We start from the raw sequence: 17,972 nt of genomic DNA, 5'->3' as shown, positions 1-17,972 counted from the left end.
CGCCGCAATCAGACGCGGCTTACTTTGTGTGCTTTTTGCACGAAAATGGGAGCGCAGCGACCGTGCAAAAAGTGCACAAAGTAAGACGTCGGCTGCATTGCATTGTTAGCTGCTGACCTCGTCCACGGCCACCGATTTACAAACCACAAAGCAAGAATCAAAGACTAAGGCTTTGTACCCGCCCTCAGGAGTATATGAGGGTACAAAATTGGTTTTAATTTTATCGATTACTGATGCCTGATAAATTTCCATAAGTTGCTTCGGCCCCTGAGCCAGTTGACCATTAGAGCCCTTACAGAATTCAATGAACTGACCTGCGTGATACGTATTAGCAAAGTCTGTCAATGGTCGCCAGCCACCAAAAGTCTTTTCATGAACCTCCCAGATACGCCCCAATATTTCATATCTACTTTCTGGCTCTGAAGAATAGTAGAGGTACCCATGCGGCTCATTATGATTCCATAGCAACGGGTTTTTATCAGTAAACTCTACTTCACCAACTTCAGACGGCTGTGCATCAGTCTCTTTTACGCCGTAACACGTGATCTTAAAAAACCTACTTTGATCATGACCATTCCAATCATCGCACTGAAAATTGATTATTAATCCATCTGTGTAATCCACAGCGGTAATTCGACCATTAAGATCTTCGTATAGTTTTTCTGATAATTCTTCGATGTTCATTTTTATGTAAAGCTAACATTTATATAGTGATCATCACGACCACTATTATCTTGATTACTATTTCAGATGCAAATTCCCGCCATGGCTCTGACTTGCCCTCAAAAATCAACTAGATACAATCAAGTGGCACCATCTTCACAAATGGAAAAATGATCATCATGACCACTATCACAGACTTCTTGCCGCATCCAACCCATTGATTTCATTAGGCTTTCATCACCAATCTACAAATTCTCAGAAATAACGGTCACGACGTTCGAAATCTCAGGTCTGTTTGGGTCACGAAATGGATGTAGGTTTCACATTTGAAATGATTGAGCGCTGGTACTATCAGCTCGCACTTAACCCTCAGCTTTATTTCCAGTAAAGAAAAACCCCTTGCCCAATTAACGATCTCAGAGCAAGGGGTTTTAATGTATTAGTATTTAAATTAAGCCGTTAGGCAATTCGCCCAGCACGCAGCCATTCAGATACGCAGAAAGCCAGCTCCAGCACTTGGTCGGCATTCAGTCTTGGGTCGCATTGGGTGCGATAGCAGCTGGCAAGATCCGCTTCGGAAATTTTCCAGGCGCCACCAGTGCACTCTGTAACATGTTCACCGGTCATTTCCAGGTGAATACCGCCGGGGTGACTGCCTTCGGACCAGTGTACCGAGAAGAAGTCGCGGATCTCTCGTAAAACTTTATCAAAATCGCGGGTTTTGTAGCCATTGCCAGCTTTTACCGTATTGCCATGCATGGGGTCGGTACTCCAGACCACAGAGCGACCCTCTGCCTGCACTGCACGTACCAGTGAGGGCAGCTTATCGGCGAGGATATCGGCTCCCATACGGGTAATTAAGGTAAGGCGGCCAGCTTCGTTCTCAGGATTGAGCTTATCAATCAAGCGCAGCAACTCATCAGGCTGCATATTGGGGCCGACTTTTACGCCGATAGGATTGCAAACCCCGGAGAGGAATTCCACATGGGCACCATCCAGCTGGCGAGTTCGCTCACCAATCCAGAGCATATGCGCAGAACAGTCATACCATTTACCGGTAAGGCTATCGGTGCGAGTGAGCGCCTGCTCGTATTCCAGTAATAGTGCTTCGTGTGAGGTGTAAAGCACCGTCTCTCGAATTGCGGGAGTATTTTCTGAGGTAACGCCGCACACCGCCATAAATTCCAGCGCTTCTTGCAGGCGTTCGGCTAAGAGTGCGTATTTTTCACGCTGCGGATTGTTCTTAAGAAAGCTCAGGTTCCAACCATGCACCTGGTGTAAATCAGCCAGGCCGCCCTGGGCGAAGGCGCGCAGCAAGTTGAGAGTCGCCGCCGACTGGTTGTAAGCGGTGACCATACGCTGAGGATCTGGCTGGCGAGCTTCCGCAGTAAAGTCGATACCGTTGATAATATCTCCACGGTAACTTGGCAGCTCAACACCATTAATCGTTTCAGTATCGGCAGATCGGGGCTTGGCATACTGGCCGGCCATCCGAGCCACTTTTACTACGGGTAAATTACCTGCAAACGTCAGTACTACAGCCATTTGCAACAGCACTTTAAATGTATCGCGAATGCGGTTTGCGTTGAAATCGGCAAAAGATTCGGCACAGTCGCCGCCCTGTAACAAAAACGCCTTACCCTCCGCTACCTGGGCCAATTGACGGCGCAGCTCACGCGCTTCGGCAGCAAATACCAAAGGTGGGTGGCCAGCTAACTGTTTGGCAACCTGGGCAACATCATCGGTGGAGGTGTATTTAGGCTGTTGGTGTGCGGTGAAGTTTCGCCAGCTCTGCGGGGTCCAGATTTGGGTGGGGGATTCAGACACTGGGACTCCTAGCTCAACTTCCATCTTTCACTCTTACATCTTTAGGTAAAACTTAAGGGTGAGCAATACGCTCACCCCCAAATGTGCCGAATTTACAGCACGCTGGCAACTGCCTTGCAGAAGTATTCCATATTGTTGGAGCTCAAACCGGCAATACTGATGCGGCTGGAGTCCACCATATAGATGGAATAGTCCTTCTGCAGCTGCTGCACCTGCTCTGGACTAATGCCCAGGAAGGAGAACATGCCTTTCTGTTGGCGGATAAAGCCGAAATCACCAGCAGCTCCGGCAGCGGCCAGGCCTTCTACCAAACCGGCGCGTAGCCCGTTGATACGTTCACGCATCTCGGTCAATTCCGCTTCCCAGTTCGCTTTAAGGCCTGCATCTGTAAGGATAGATTCCACAATCGCTGCACCGTGGGAAGGTGGCATGGAATAGTTCCCACGAATGGCACTCAGCATCTGGCTATGGCCTTTATCGGCGCTCTCACCGTTGGCATAGATCACCATCGCCAGGCCTACACGCTCACGGTAGAGGCCGAAGTTTTTAGAACAGGAGGCTGCCACTAACATCTCGGGCACAGATTCAGCCATCAGGCGTAGACCATAGGCATCGTCTTCCAAGCTTTCGCCAAAGCCCTGGTAGGCCATATCGATAAATGGGGTGAAGCCCTGTTTTTGCGCCATTTCAGCCAGTACTTTCCACTGCTCGCGAGAAAGATCCGCACCACAGGGGTTGTGGCAGCAGGCGTGGAACAGAACCACATCACCCTCACCCACGTTCTTTAGGGTCTCCACCATTTTGTCGAACTGCAAGCTGCTGGTAGCGCGGTCGTAATAAGGGTAACTCTTGATGTTGAGGCCAGCGTTACCAAGAAGCGGAACATGGTTCGCCCAGGTAGGATCGCTCACCCAAACCGTGGCCCCAGCCTTGGCGCGATTGATCAGCTCTGCCAGAGCGCGCAGGGCTCCACATCCACCGGGGGTTTGCGCTGAGCGCACTCGGCCTCCAATCATGGCCGGATGGCCAGCGCCCAGTATCAGCTCCTGCATCACCGAATTGAACCCTGGGGTACCCGCAGGGCCAATATAGGCTTTGGTTTCCTCGCTTTGCAGTAAGCGAGTCTCTGCCTCTTTTACCGCCTGTAAAACGGCAGTGTGGCCGGCCTCATCCTTGTAGACCCCTACCCCAAGGTCAATTTTGCTGGGGTTTTCATCCGCACGGTAGCTGGCCAGCAGGCCGAGAATTGGGTCTGGCGGTAGGCTGCTTAAATGCTCAAACATTTGAAAACTCCTTTATTTATCCTATTTATTGGTCTATCAAGCCGCGCTCGGACCACTCCTTAGCGCGAACCATCAGTTTTTCGATAATGCCATCCAGTTGCTCCCTCTCCTCAGAGGAGAGCGAGGCGATCAAATCATTTTCATACTGCTGCGCGAGCGGCACTATGCGCGCATATACCTCACTCCCCAGCTCAGACAGGTTCAACACCTGACGACGGCGATCCGCAGGGTCTTCACTGCGAGTGATGTAATCGTTCTTCAGTAGAGAGGAAACAGCGCGGCTAATGGCCACTTTATCCATGGCTGTCTGCTCCACCAGCTCAGCGGCAGAAAGATCGGGAAAGCGCCCGAGAATGGCCATCACCCGCCAGGCGGGAATGGTGAGATGGAAGCGCGCACCATACGCTTGGGAGATAGCGTTACTCACGCGGTTCGAGAGCACCGAAAGGCGATATGGCAAGAACTTCTCCAGGCGCAACTCATCCTGCTTTACCGCCGCATCCGGCGCATTGTGGTCATTGGTCATGGCTGCTCTCACACCTGCCTATCTTCGAACCCCGGTTGTACCAGATGTCCAATTTAACTAACATTGGTTTCAATTGTAACCACTGCGCGCGCGAATGTTGCGCAGCAACATCCTGGAGCACCGGACAAAATTGGTCGCACAGTATAGGGTTTTCAGCGCCATTTTTGTTACCAGTCTGCCGGTTAAACGCAAAAAACATGCGTGGCAGTCCATCGAGTTGATCAATGTTCCGCCAGCCGCCCTGCGAGCAAGATGCGAGGCCGCCCATGAACAAGTGGATTCGCTTTCCCCGCGTTGAAGGGAAGACCAGCCGACAGGCCCATGCAGATTTCCCGGCCAATACCTTTGAGAGGGAAATGGGCAAGGAGGGCTTTTTTGGCCCCTGTACGCATTTCTACCATAGCCATCCCCCCACAGGCTGGAGCCAATTCACAGGCCCACTGCGACCACACGCCTTCGATAGCACCAAACTGCAACATTCAGGCGATAGCCCCTGGGACCAGAAACCCCTTCTGCGCAATGAAAATAGCCTGGTGGGCCTATGGATTTGCCGGGAACCCATGGACCATTTAATACGCAATGCCGATGGCGACCAACTTCTCTTCGTCCATAACGGCAGTGGGAAGCTGTTCTGTGATTTTGGCCGGCTGAGTATCCGCGATGGTGACTATATACTCCTACCACGCGGGACCATGTGGAGACTCTCCCCCACCGAAAACGAGCCCCTGGAATTACTGCTGATCGAGGCAAGCGGTGGGCATTTCCAGCTCCCAGAGAAGGGGATTCTCGGCCCCAATGCTATCTTTGACGAGGCAATCCTGGATGTGCCGAGCATCGACGAAGCCTTTCTCGCCCAACAGGGAGACACCCAGTGGCAGGTAGTGGTGAAGGCACGCCAACAACTCTCCAAGATCACCTACCCATTTAACCCACTAGATGCCACTGGTTGGACCGGTGACAACCTCGCGGTAAGAATCAATTGGAGAGATATTCGCCCAGTAATGAGTCATCGCTACCATCTGCCCCCCTCTGCCCACACCACTTTTGTGGGCCCGGGCTTTGTCGTAGCCACTTTTGTGCCGCGCCCCATTGAGAGTGATCCCGGCGCTCTAAAAGTACCGTTTTTTCACAGTAATGACGATTACGATGAGCTTATCTTTTACCACCGTGGTAATTTTTTCAGCCGAGATAATATTCACCCCGGCATGCTCACATTGCACCCCATGGGATTCACCCATGGGCCCCACCCAAAGGCATTTGCCACCGGCGCAAAACATGCTCGCAAGGCAACCGATGAAGTGGCGGTCATGATCGATAGCCGCACCCCATGGGATATACTGCCGGATGCCGAGGCGATAGAGTTTGAGGATTACGTGAACTCCTGGAAAACGCCACAATAACAGGGGAAAGAATTAATAAATTAATCGGCAGCTTTCCCAGCCGCCACCATAATGACTGACAATAAAGGAAAGAGAATGGACCTTTACGGATACTTCCGCTCCTCCGCAAGCTACCGAGTGCGTATTGGGCTTAATTTAAAAGGCCTGAGCTATAACTATCTCCCAGTCAATCTAGTGAAAGGCGATCAACACAGCGAGCAGTATCGCCAGTTAAACCCCCAGGGGCTTCTGCCAACGCTCAATGACGGGGACATCAGCCTCACTCAATCTATGGCTATTTTGGAGTGGTTGGAAGAAACTCACCCAGAGCCAGCGCTCTTACCCAAAGATGCCGAGGCTCGCGCCCATGTTCGAGCCCTGGCACAAAGCATTGCCAGCGATATCCAACCCCTGCAAAACCTCCGCGTGCTCAAATATCTGATTTCTGAATTCAAAGTGACTGAAGAGCAGAAAATTCAGTGGATTCAGCACTGGATTCACTTGGGATTTGCCGCCCTGGAGAAACAGCTAGAACCCGCGCCTTTTGCCGCTGGTGACACCCCCGGGCTTTTTGAGTGCTGCTTACTACCGCAGGTGTATAACGCCGAACGTTTTAGTATGGATATGAATCAGTACCCCAAAATACAAAAGATCACCCAGGCCTGTAACGAATTAGCGGCCTTTATTGATGCTCACCCCGAAAAACAACCCGATAGCACTGTATAGTCTATTTAAGTAAGCCAGAGCCCGGCTTCTCCGGGCTCTGGCTTACATGAATATCCAGTCATAAAACTCTTAACAAAACTCAACTGTTATCCCATCTTTTACACTTGCCCACCATAGCGCGCAGTGGTTAATATTCTGCACATAATGAATAAAATATAACACCGCAGTATCTATCACTGAGATCAAAAAATGCAGCCTGAGCAAGCAACTTCTGCAAGAGAGAAGGAAGCCATCGAGCATGTAAGGAAGCTCAAAGGCTTTTACCAACACCTAATTACTTATTTGATAGTGATTGCTGGACTTTTAATAGCTAATTTAATCCTCATCCCAGAGTACCTTTGGTCCCTCTGGGCAGCCCTTGGTTGGGGCATTGGAATCGCCTCCCACGCTGTGCGAACTTTTAAACCTTTTACATTGTTTGGGCCTGAGTGGGAGAAAAAGCAGGTAGAGAAAAGATTAAAAAAGAAGCCTTAAGTCAAGACTCAGCCTTACCGCTTCAAGCCTGGTTACGCTCTCCTCCGTGTACACCTTTGTAAAAGATCTACAAACCATTTCAATCAGTGCAGGCGCTCTTTATTTATTAACGCCTCGAGAGAGCAGGCTTGCTAAATTTAACCCACTAGTCACTGAAGAATCCAAACGCACAGTCTGTGCTCTAGAATAATGCTTGTAAATAATAATCGAAAAGCATGGTCAATCTCATAAAAATATAACACCTTATTAGATGTCATATCATTTTCACACACCCATACTAATATTGCCGCCCTATCAGTTAGGGCAACCTTATAATAACAGTCAAAATGGATATCCTTGTGCCAAATAAAGTTAGTTTTTCATTTTTATTTCCCTTACTCCTCTTTTTTTGTGCAAGCCCACAAGCAAGCATCGCTTCTACACCGCAATTAACAGCGAAGCCCCCTCAAGATGATCACCGTATCGACCAACTCTACTACCTCCAACCTCACAACAGTTATGAGCGCCTTGCAACTGAAGAAACTCTTACGGATTGGCTGGATAAGGGCTTTCGCTCGTTGGAAGTGGATGTTGTTGACCACGGCATCTGGCAGGGCAGTAATCATGGGCCCTATGTAGCCCACGGCCAGAGTGATATCGGCAATCATATGTGTCGTAGTAATGGTGACAATGATCGACTGGTTCATTGCCTTGACGACATCAAGGCATGGCTTAACAACAACGAACTCAATGCACCGCTAATGCTTTATATTGATATGAAGCCAGACAGTAATTGGTTCGCTGCCTGGTATGCCGATGAGATATATGTGTTGGATCAATATATCAAGCAACACTTAGGCGATTTGCAATTCAGCTACCAGGACTTACTAGCACATCTACAGGCAAGCTCCCCCTCCTCCGACTATCGAAACACCCTAAAGAATATAGGTTGGCCTACTTTGGGCGAGCTGCAATCGCAGAATAAAAAAGTCCTGGTCATGTTTACCGGTGGCCAGAGTGGCAACGTCAATAATCGTATGGAATCGGCACTGGATAACTACCCATTACATGCCTTCCTCTGCCCTGATGTAGATACTGCCGATCCTGAAGAGTTTTCTGGCAATGTCGACTCCATGGATTCCAGCAGCTCCCAGAAGATATTTTGCGGTAATGTAAAAGCCGGTGATCACTACCAAATAACAGCCAATGAAGCGGCCAACAGTAAACAATTGATGCATTTATGGAGCAGCTCTGGCGACTTCAGCAATACAGATTTTGGCTATTCCTATATCGCTGTTGCACACGGCGCTAGCGCTATTGGCATGGACCCAAATACCGTCAATGACACGCCCAGCTATACCGGCCAAGCTATTCCCTTTGTCGGTGTGCGAAAAAGCCTACCTGGTTATTTTCGTATCCAGTCCATTCAAAACCCAAATCTCTGTATGAATGTTTCTCAAGGCTATGGCAATGGCTCCAACCTGACCTTGGCCAACTGCAACTCGAGCAACGAACAGCAGTTTGTCTACACCGCAGAGGGACAGTTAAGACCTAAAGGCAACAATAAATACTGTGTCGACTACAACTCAGGCTCTGCAGACAATGGTGATAAAATACACCTGTGGGATTGCGATGGTGGCAATTCAGAAAAATGGCAGGTACAGGAAAGCGGTATTATTCAAAATCGCGACAAAGATTGGCAATACTGTATTGATACACCAGGGGTAAGTGCCGACAATGGAGAACAACTTCAAATTTATAGGTGCAACAGTAGTGACACTGGTCAGAAATTTTTCCTGAATGCTGTGAATGAATGGAAGCAAACAAGCTTTTAAGTATTACTTTTTATTCAGACTCTCAGGAGTCAAGTATAAAGAAGAGTATTGTTGCAGTTAGTAAAGGCGTCGGTCTTAAGATTGATCAAAGATCGACACCCTTACCGTATAAATGCCTATTAACCTGGGTATGCAGAAATCTCTTAACATACCCAATTAAATCAGTAGTTAGTTCAGTTCGCCAGCTTCACACTGCCTCCAGTCACCGAAGGTGCCATCGCCTGCAGCTATCCAGCTTTCATAGGTAAAGATAAGCTCCGAAATATCCTTAATGAAAATGGAGAAGTGGAAGCCTTACCTTCCATGCCAATACAAGGTGTAGTCGGCATTCAAGTTTGGAAATTAAGAAATTCATAAGTTCAGACTAACTGTCCTCGTATAGGAATTCTTACTCAAGTAAGCCCTCCTATATGAAGGGCTCGTTTAGTTTGAGTGCAAAAATCCAATCCAGAGAGAGATTCTTCATAATCAATTAAGGCACCCCACCACATCAAGTTGAGGTGCCCATTTCGTATTGCTTAATTAACGATCAAGTTATGTACAGTAAACATCTCCCATATGTCAAGATTCTTGCGATTTGCATTTGCACCACCGTTTTCTTCAGCAACAATATAGTTACCATGTCGGACATTGAACAAGGAGATCCGATCACCATCCTCCAAACAGCCTGTTCTGTCCGTATGATTAATTAATTTAAATGTTTCCCAGCTATATCTGGCAGAAACGGCTACATCAAGTGCTCCCCATTCTTGGGCACCATAATAATAACCATCGGTGGTTTGCAGCCACACATCGTCACCATCGACAAAGCAGCCCTGCTGGTTGCTATTACCGCTGAGAATAATAGTCTCATGGCTTCCGATTGTTGAAGCATTGGCATTGACTGTTTGCCCTCTACCACCATTATTAGTTGCGGTCAAATATTTACCATGGTGGCCCCTTAAAGCAATTTTCATTGATTTAACCGCGGGTTTACCAATAGCTATATAGCCTACTACGGCTTGCAGATTTTCTCCTTTTTCTTTGTGGGCCTCTTGCACCATTAAACTAATGTCAAAAGAACCTGTTTGTTTATCCTTGATACGAGTACCAATTGTTTCATTCATATTCTTGCCTTGCACTTGGCTCACTAGGAGGTAATCCTGTAAATCAATACCTACGGTTTGAAACTCAGGGGTACCAGTTAGATTATCTTCTAGCAATACAGCATTCACATGAATTTCAGCGCCATTAGCTGTTGTATAAGTGCCCGCTTCCATCACCACATAATGCAGAGTTTCAGGCAAGTGAACGCCATCATTCCATGAAAATTCTGCTACCCGAACCTCAAAACTATTGGAGGTTATATTGCGAATTTCAGTCGTAATAGGATCGGGACCGGCGATACCAATGACAGAAGTGAATACCACTGGGTTTGTATAGCTAAAATCCAGCTGAACTGTGGTCCACTCGTGGTCTACGGCATAGACTTTATCCGCTTCCCCTCCAACAAAACGTCGATTCTGAAAATGCACCACATCGATTTGCTCACCGCCGTGGTCAGTTTCAGTATCCAAAGATTGCTCCTCCACATTCAGCAGAAAGCACTCGCCGTTAGCGTCTTCCGATATTCTTGAAATAATTGGATCAGAACCATGGTAGCTCACATTTTGATGTAGAAGAATATCATTGGAGCTTTCACAGTTACCTTGGCCTGTAGGAGTCAAATTACTAGTTACATCATTTACCTGGTAACCGCGCACAGATGCCGTTTCTATGGTAGATGAGCTATTAGCACCCGCCAGGTTCCACATTTCCTGGTCGGTTAAATCATCGACATTGGCTTCCCAACTGTAACCCAGTGTTTTTCCGTCTACCTCAAGAGTAGTTTCCCATACATGTCGCTTATCTGCCCAACTCCAACGCCACTTGCTCTGAATCTTGGCTTGTGAAACTGTGAATATAAAATTACTAAAATCTCCATGAGTCTGAGTATTACCAACAACGGTTGCCCAAACCTGCTCGTCGTCATTGCAGCTGAAAAGCTCTATAGTTTTTCCGTGATCTATAAAGGTTTTTGTATCCTGGCAATGACGATAGACAGCTACGTAACCTTCCCCTTCTCTTGCAAATAACCAGTTATTGAATCTGGATGTTTCATCAAACTTATCAGCTGGCCAAGTTAAGTTAACTGATTCCGTAACAAAGTCATCAATCGGTAGAAAATCCGTGGCGTTACCTACGCCATCCATAAAGCGCAACTCCATAGCCGGCTTGTACAAAACCAGAGCCACATTCTTGTTTTGCTTGATATAGGGCAAGTTCGTATTCATCATATTCTGGCCACCAGCTTTCCAACCACCATTTCCCGCTCCTGAACGCGTGGTAACCTGAAGCGTGCCGGTTGTGGCAACCCAAGGCTGTTGTTGCCAACCGGCATTGCCCGCATGGTAATCTTGGTAAGAGCTCAACTGCACTACACCATGGCGATAGAGATCCAAGGTTTTTTCTGAAATTACAGAACTGGTAGTAAAAGGCGCACTGGTCTCCGTAAGCAGGACTCCAGACATATCAACCAAATCGTCTGCTAGATTAGATTCCACGATAATATCTTCAAAGAAGAAATTTAATCCGGCAACAGGCGTCAGGTAGTATTCCAACATTTCATCAGCCAGTTCAGGATGAGCATAGGCACCAGCAGATTGGGAAAAAATAATCTTATCTTGCAAATCTAGACCTGCCCATACCGAATCCACCTCAGTGATGGGGTGGCCTGAGTAATAGCTGATATTGACCTCGCCATTTAGTTTTTCCAGACGATTATAAGCAACACTGCTAGCATCAAGGCTAGTCATGGCAAATATATCTATATGGTTACCAGCGGTAAATACCTGTGGACCCATGCCGGTGACTAAAGCCATATACTCTGAGAAGCTATTTTTCATAGTGTTTACTCCTCCATAACTTCCCGCATAGCTCCTTGAATCTGTAGCCGTTGCAGCGCCAAGATCATTTGTCACCATAGCTATATCATTGAGAAATATTAATGCGACCTCCCCGGCTAGCTCCTTAATCTCCTGATCCTTGGCATAGTCGTAAAGATTTAATAGCGCGGATATCGAAAATCCACTATAGGTATTTGAAGTAGACTCATAAACACCATAACGTTTTTTAACTTCTAAATAACGTATAAGGCGCTCTTTGATTTTCTGTGGCCCGCCCCCAATATTCCATCCCTCCATTTCCCATAACAACCAGCTAGTGGAAAGCCACATAAGCACATGATTTTCAGAGGTATACACACGTACTCGCTCGGTGTCTTCGTCCTGCCAATAAGGGAGCTTATTAATTTCATTTAGAATCAAGTCATCGTACTCATCACTCTCCGCCAACACACGAATATATAGAATCAACTGCATGTCTGGATTTTTATAAGCATGCTTACCCGGAGTGAAAAGTTCTGTTAATCGCTGAGCCAATGCTGCCCTATCCAAGGGCAAACCGAGATAAGCCCTGAGAACCATGTGGTCATTATTTGGCTCCTCTCTCGCTGAGTCGAAAACTCGCTCTATATAGGCCGCCTGGCGCTCACGGAAGGCTGCTAGATAGGCTGGGTATGATCCAGTATCGTAGTCTGCTAAAGTCCACGGCTGTGCGCCATCTTCAGAGTTTCGGGGCCCCGTGCTAAACCAATCAGATATATCGACATCAAGACCAAAATAGTTTAGTGCGGTAACTGAGTTATCAGCTACCCCAAAGAAAAAATCAAGTGACCCCTCAACTGAATTTGTCAGGCCATCATATAGCCATTCACCAGTGTCTACTAAGAATCCTACAGAGGCAGTTGCGGCATCTTCTACTGTAGTGGCTACATCTTCGATAGTTTCTTCAGCACTCTCTTCAACTTTATCCCAGGTTTCAGCAATCCAGCTTGTGAAATTATCCCATATGCCTGCATGAGCGTATGTAGGCATGATTAAGCTAGATAGGAGCATGATATACAGGCCGGCTCTCTTAAAATTCATAACTAAATCCAAAATTTAATTTTTTTGATAAAAGGATATGCCGAGCAAGATCTCCCACCCTTAACACAAAATTAAAACAATCAATGGCAATGTTAATTACCAATAAAGCAATACATTCCCCAAAAAATAAACTCTAAACTCAGATGCAAAGGATATAAAAACTAAAGAGACCCTAAATGGCGCAAAAATGATATTAACTTTATCCGACCAGCTCAAACCTCACAAACAAAACAGAAAATAAATAATTTCATCCTACTATTAAAAATAATATTGGTACAAAAGCAACAATATACATAAAAATAAAACGGATTGAATTTTTTAAAGTAAGAAACTGACAATAGATTATTGTTTCAAATTTCACAACAACCGGTTTCTAATTAACGAACAATAAATCAACCTGTCAGGAATTCATCTGAAGACTTGTGCCATTAAATAGAATTAAACTTATTAAAAGCGACATTAGAAAGATTGAAGATTAAGGAGGTCCGCTCATAATTCCGCAATGTCTTTACGGGTCGCAAAGGCTGCAAATGGTAGTCATCGGAATGGTCGCAGCCCTTTACAAAATTTACAAAACAATAGCTTCGGGCCTTATAATTCGAATTGCGGGGATAACAAAGTGACTTATTATCTAGGTTTCAAATTTAAGATCTAATAAAATAACCGAAAGGAATCACTTCTTAGCAACCCGGCAACTTTGAGGCTTTGTAGGTTTTTATAATACTTAAATGGATGATAATGATACGAAAAACTATCTGCTTCCGAACAGAAAGAAAATACCAAGCTGTCGTAAATCAATTTCAGGAAATTCCGGCCGGGATGAGCTCTTTCTAAAGAAATAATTTTTCTTGAAATCAGGCAGGCTTGTATGTGACAGACTTATCCCAGAGGACAGGTCTTGAAGGCTACAGTTATTAGGTCTTGCTAGGCAATGTCCACCCACAAGAGTTGCGCTTAACATCTGTAACCTTCAAGTTAAGAAATTACTCAGAAACGTTTTAAAGGAGATCACTCCACTTTAGGTACATCGTGATTCCTCCTATGCTAATGAACTGCGCTTACTGGCTAAGCTACTGCCTTTTTTGCAACTTATAAATAAATTTATCCGCCAGAGAATAAACCGAGGACGGATTCGCTCCAGTGACCAGCTCTCTGTCTTCGATTACTTGCGACATTGAGGGTACACGAAAATTACTTACTTTAAGGCCAGCCTCTCTTGCTTTTTCTGCAACGTAATACTCTAGGCGACTGCCTTTTAAATAAAGAAAGTTCTCAAGAATTAACTCTTCAGACTTGTTACCCAGTGTAATGTTGTATCCTTTGTAAATGAAGTTATTTTTTTGTTCTTCACTTAAGGGGATAAATGGTTCATAGATACCTTCCATTGCTGTCAACAACACTATCGGAGCATGGCAAATTATAGCAGTCGGCTTTTGGGTTTCATGGAAATATGTTAAGATACTACCCAGCTCCTCGCTAAACAGGAGATCTGTTTTTGGCGCATGACCTCCCGGGATATAGATTCCATCATATTTTTCTAAAGATTTTGATTGTGTCAATGACTCCAGCGAGAGCAAAGGTTTTTCAGTAAGTTGCTGCTGCTCCATTATGTATTCAACATCATCTAGAAAAGCAGATACTTCGTCATTTGCGTAACGATTAGCAAACTTGAGCCTACCGAAATATTTCATTGCTGTAGCGATATCTTTTAAGCGCTCCTCCTCGGCTTTTATCTTAGGGTTTAAAGCATACTGAGGCCAATTTGATACCACTGATGCTTTATAAAAATACATTTGCAAGCCAAAACCATCAATTACAGGAGTTTTCCCTTTTGGTGTGGCAATATCAAATTCATATCCATTAGCTTCCAGCTGCCTCAAGGTTTCTGATAGCTCACTCACAAAATACCCAGATTCGACTACACCACCATTTCTTAGGGTCAAATGGTCAGCTGCTGAAACGACAACAAGCACTTTTCCATTGCTAGCATAGGCATTTAAACTTAAAAGAACAGCCACGAAGATATATAATATTTTTTCAAAATAAAATCCAACTATTTATTATTGAGGTTAGAAAACCTATTTATTTTAGGTTGCGCCCCACAAAAGCGAATTGCACCTATCTAGAATAGGCTATTGGCAGTTAGGAAATCCATACCAAGCACTATATTAGGGTGCAAATTTACTAGGGGCAGCCGGTTTGATTATGCTTTATTAGCAGCAGTTTCGATAATCGCCTTTTCGATGAACATACCCGTATTTCCCTTTCATTAACTCATTAGTCGTATTTAAAATCTGCTTTTAAAGCACCTAATTATTACTTATCGTAACATCAAGGAAGGCGGGCTCTTGGCTTTTTCTACCAGAATGATCCACCGCAATGACTTTATAGCGGTAGTTTTTCCCCAACTCTAATCCTGAATCTTTGTATGAAGGTTCCCGGGTATTTACAAGCAATTCTTCATCACGGGATAACTCGTAATGGAGCACACCGTCATTTTCAATAGTGTGATTCCAGGAGAGAAACACCTGCATTCCATCTACCCTATATTTAAAGCCACTAACCTTTGCGGGTGGCGGATGATCTCCAAACTTGCAAGGTACAATATCTCTGCCTAAGCCATCTGTACACTGATCAATATCTTTGTCGGTTTTACCAGATGCATTCCAATTTTTTGATATTCCGCCAGTGCACATATTATCTGCACAAAAAGGCATATCATAATTAAGGCAAGTTCTGCAGTTTTCAAACCCAAAATTATCTACAAAAGGCAACACAGACTTATCGACTGCGGGGAAATAATTACAGACTGCGACATGTGCGCCATCATTATATGCAGGATTATCAACACCATTGATCCTATCACACTCTTGAACCGCACATCCAACATAACGAGTTTCCCCATAGCAAACTTGAGCCCAGTGCCCACAGGTGTCATCGTGACATTGCCCAGTCTCCCAATTATAAGCATAGCTCTCATCATACCAAGCCTGAACTGCTCCAGCCCATTGCTCGCCATCATATTGAGATGCTGGGGGGTTGATAAAATAAATGGCTACATTCTCACCAATTTCAACGTATCCCTCGGGCAACACAAAAGATACTTCACTTTTTACTTTATCAAAAGAATCCCTAATACCTGCAGAGTCGCCTAGATGTCCATAGAAGCAGGCCGATGCCCGCTCCTTCGCCATCTTAGCCAAGGCATCATCCCAAAAAAGAGTTTGCATATTTCCCGCAGTTTTAGGTCCTTCTCCTTCTCCAGATTGACCACTGGCACACCGCTGACGAAAGTGATTATGCCTATCGAGCATTGCCCGTTTTTGATCCAGTGAAAGCTCAAAAGAGCCAGACCCATTGGGGTCTTTAGTTACTATTGAAAATGTAACAGATTGTTGAGCACCATCTGTCAACTGGAAATTAATAGTATCTTTTACTGAGTCACCACTTTTTATACTATCCGCCTTATCATTAAGGATATATTCCCAATCACCACTACTGTTAATGTTAAAATTACCATAGGTGCTTTCTATATTTTTCTCTGAAAAGCTCGGCGTATTACCATCCACATCATGCAGCGACAAAATGCCATTAGCACTTTCCCTGCTCCCTACAATTAATGTCGCCAGGGGCGAGTCTGGTTCGAAAGTATAGGCATCATCAGCACCTGTTACTTCGATAACAATCACTGTAAAGTTATCTCCATCTCCCACAGCAATTGAAAACTCATCTGTAGCAAGCTCATTAGCACCTAGTGGATCGGAAAGATTACTATCCAAAGTATATGTCCAGATGCCATCTGAGAGAACTTGCAGGCGACCGTATTTTCCCCACTCATTAACTTCCTCAAAAATTCTATTTGGGTTTGTACTATCAGTCAGTATGCCAGTAGCAGACTTTACATTATCTTCACTAACGTAACCTTCCCCACCACTAATGACCCCATGGTTTGGGTCTGGATCTGAGCCTGGATCTGAGCCTGGATCTGAGCCTGGATCTGAGCCTGGATCTGAGCCTGGACCTGGACCTGGGTTGGGCCCAGCATTACCACCATTGTTAGTTACCTCTGGATTATTGTTTTTGCTGTCACTAGAACCACCACCGCTACAGGCAATTACGAAAACGGACAAAACAGTAACCATAAGAAGCTTAGAGAGCTTGTTCATATTGTTCTCTACAGATTCAATCACACTTATTTTGGAACAAAATTATAAGAACATTCTTTTTCTATTTTGTGAACTAGGTTAAACATTATTGTTTCTATATTGAGTACCTGGAGTTTCCAAATTGCGAACAATTGACTTTTTCCATTTTTAGGCATCATTTATCAACTGTTGAGAGCCAAGTAAGGATTTCTTAGTTTTGACTCACTACAAGTAGCCCTACAGTAAGTAGTCCCCGCAACACATATCTTTGCCGGCCGATCAGGTCCACTAAAAAGCTTAAGTATTTATCGAGCTTAAACCGACTTCATTTTTAACTTTAAAAATCTATTGGCATTAAATTAAGAACCTCTGACAATAGATAAGGACCCGAGCCAGGTTAAGGTAATTATCGAGTGGAGTGGGGATGAGAATTTTTCAAGTACTAATGCACAAAAGACATAGGATCTCGGCACTATTTAATTAGAAGGCAGTAAACTAATACCATCTGATCCAGTGTGTCCTCTTGATTTATATCAATCACCATCTCATATTAATTGAAACAATCTCACAAGTGACACGTCAACAATATTCAGCTTACCAACCTAAGAAATTAGTGGGCACCCATTACATTTATAGATATAGTGCTTAAAAGGATCCAAAAAGGAATAAAGATGTACGAGGTAGTACTTTTTTTGCATTTGCTAGGTGCAACTATTTGGACCGGGGGGCATCTGGTGCTGGCATGTACAATCCTCCCTTCCGCCCTAAGAAGTCAGGATATAGAATTTATCTCAAGGTTCGAAAGCAGCTATGAAAAAATTGGCATCCCTGCCCTTCTTGTACAGATTATTTCTGGCATCTATCTAGCTTTCAATCTTTTGCCCGATATATCCCAGTGGTTTAACTTCTCGAATCCGGTTTCGAGACTTATTTCATATAAGCTAATCATATTGGGCTGTACATTCCTTCTTGCTATTGACGCAAGACTCAGGATTATTCCGCATCTTTCAACCAGAAACCTAAAAGCTCTCGCTTATCATATAATTCCAGTAACACTTCTCTCCGTTCTATTCGTATACGTAGGAATTTCCTTCAGAACAGGCTGGCTATATTAAACTATCATTTATTGGC

Annotated in this window: 12 protein-coding genes; 5 read left to right on the top strand and 7 right to left on the bottom strand. The window is 45.0% G+C overall.

Annotation, left to right across the window (positions count from 1 at the left end; genetic code table 11):
• Window positions 1–105 precede the first annotated feature (105 nt).
• The 4 genes from ACJJJA_RS09705 to ACJJJA_RS09690 all read right to left on the bottom strand — a co-directional run bounded on the left by ACJJJA_RS09705 (window position 106) and on the right by ACJJJA_RS09690 (window position 4,299).
• Window positions 106–684, bottom strand: coding sequence for a hypothetical protein (locus ACJJJA_RS09705; RefSeq protein ID WP_444904429.1), 579 nt, complete (start codon window positions 682–684; stop codon window positions 106–108).
• 438 nt (window positions 685–1,122) lie between these two features.
• Window positions 1,123–2,514: a class II 3-deoxy-7-phosphoheptulonate synthase gene (locus ACJJJA_RS09700; RefSeq protein WP_444885374.1), complete on the bottom strand. Its 1,392-nt coding sequence runs from the start codon at window positions 2,512–2,514 to the stop codon at window positions 1,123–1,125.
• Between the two features lie 68 nt (window positions 2,515–2,582).
• Entirely contained in the window at window positions 2,583–3,773 is a 1,191-nt protein-coding gene (locus tag ACJJJA_RS09695; RefSeq protein WP_444888645.1) for an amino acid aminotransferase, read from the bottom strand.
• Between the two features lie 25 nt (window positions 3,774–3,798).
• Window positions 3,799–4,299: a MarR family winged helix-turn-helix transcriptional regulator gene (locus ACJJJA_RS09690; RefSeq protein WP_444898529.1), complete on the bottom strand. Its 501-nt coding sequence runs from the start codon at window positions 4,297–4,299 to the stop codon at window positions 3,799–3,801.
• A 266-nt stretch (window positions 4,300–4,565) separates the two neighbouring features.
• Between ACJJJA_RS09690 and ACJJJA_RS09685 the strand changes: the two genes are divergently transcribed.
• The 4 genes from ACJJJA_RS09685 to ACJJJA_RS09670 all read left to right on the top strand — a co-directional run bounded on the left by ACJJJA_RS09685 (window position 4,566) and on the right by ACJJJA_RS09670 (window position 8,692).
• Entirely contained in the window at window positions 4,566–5,699 is a 1,134-nt protein-coding gene (locus ACJJJA_RS09685) for a homogentisate 1,2-dioxygenase (RefSeq protein WP_444898530.1), read from the top strand.
• Window positions 5,700–5,774: 75 nt separating this feature from the next.
• The gene (maiA, locus tag ACJJJA_RS09680; protein WP_444904428.1) at window positions 5,775–6,404 is read left to right on the top strand and encodes a maleylacetoacetate isomerase; all 630 of its coding nucleotides are present in this window, start codon (window positions 5,775–5,777) and stop codon (window positions 6,402–6,404) included.
• Window positions 6,405–6,593: 189 nt separating this feature from the next.
• On the top strand, window positions 6,594–6,878 hold the full coding sequence (locus ACJJJA_RS09675) for a 2TM domain-containing protein (RefSeq protein WP_444904427.1): 285 nt from the start codon (window positions 6,594–6,596) through the stop codon (window positions 6,876–6,878).
• Between the two features lie 338 nt (window positions 6,879–7,216).
• The gene (locus tag ACJJJA_RS09670; RefSeq protein WP_444904426.1) at window positions 7,217–8,692 is read left to right on the top strand and encodes a ricin-type beta-trefoil lectin domain protein; all 1,476 of its coding nucleotides are present in this window, start codon (window positions 7,217–7,219) and stop codon (window positions 8,690–8,692) included.
• Between the two features lie 518 nt (window positions 8,693–9,210).
• On the opposite strand, the gene ACJJJA_RS09665 is transcribed toward ACJJJA_RS09670, so the two are convergent.
• From ACJJJA_RS09665 to ACJJJA_RS09655, 3 genes are all read right to left on the bottom strand, one after another.
• Window positions 9,211–12,696, bottom strand: coding sequence for a fascin domain-containing protein (locus ACJJJA_RS09665; protein WP_444904425.1), 3,486 nt, complete (start codon window positions 12,694–12,696; stop codon window positions 9,211–9,213).
• 1,070 nt (window positions 12,697–13,766) lie between these two features.
• Window positions 13,767–14,714 carry a DJ-1/PfpI family protein gene (locus tag ACJJJA_RS09660; RefSeq protein WP_444904424.1) on the bottom strand — a complete coding sequence of 316 codons (948 nt, stop codon included), beginning with the start codon at window positions 14,712–14,714 and terminating at the stop codon, window positions 13,767–13,769.
• Window positions 14,715–15,005: 291 nt separating this feature from the next.
• Complete coding sequence (locus ACJJJA_RS09655; RefSeq protein WP_444904423.1) at window positions 15,006–16,862, bottom strand: VCBS domain-containing protein; 1,857 nt, start codon at window positions 16,860–16,862, stop codon at window positions 15,006–15,008.
• A 650-nt stretch (window positions 16,863–17,512) separates the two neighbouring features.
• On the opposite strand from ACJJJA_RS09655, the gene ACJJJA_RS09650 reads away from it, so the two are divergent.
• Window positions 17,513–17,956 carry a CopD family protein gene (locus tag ACJJJA_RS09650; protein ID WP_444890698.1) on the top strand — a complete coding sequence of 148 codons (444 nt, stop codon included), beginning with the start codon at window positions 17,513–17,515 and terminating at the stop codon, window positions 17,954–17,956.
• Window positions 17,957–17,972: the final 16 nt, after the last annotated feature.

The sequence above is a fragment of the Microbulbifer mixtoriginis (SeqCode) genome (assembly GCF_052466865.1).
The sequence above is the reverse complement of the archived record's forward strand: the minus strand, read 5'-3'. Positions and strand labels throughout refer to the sequence as shown.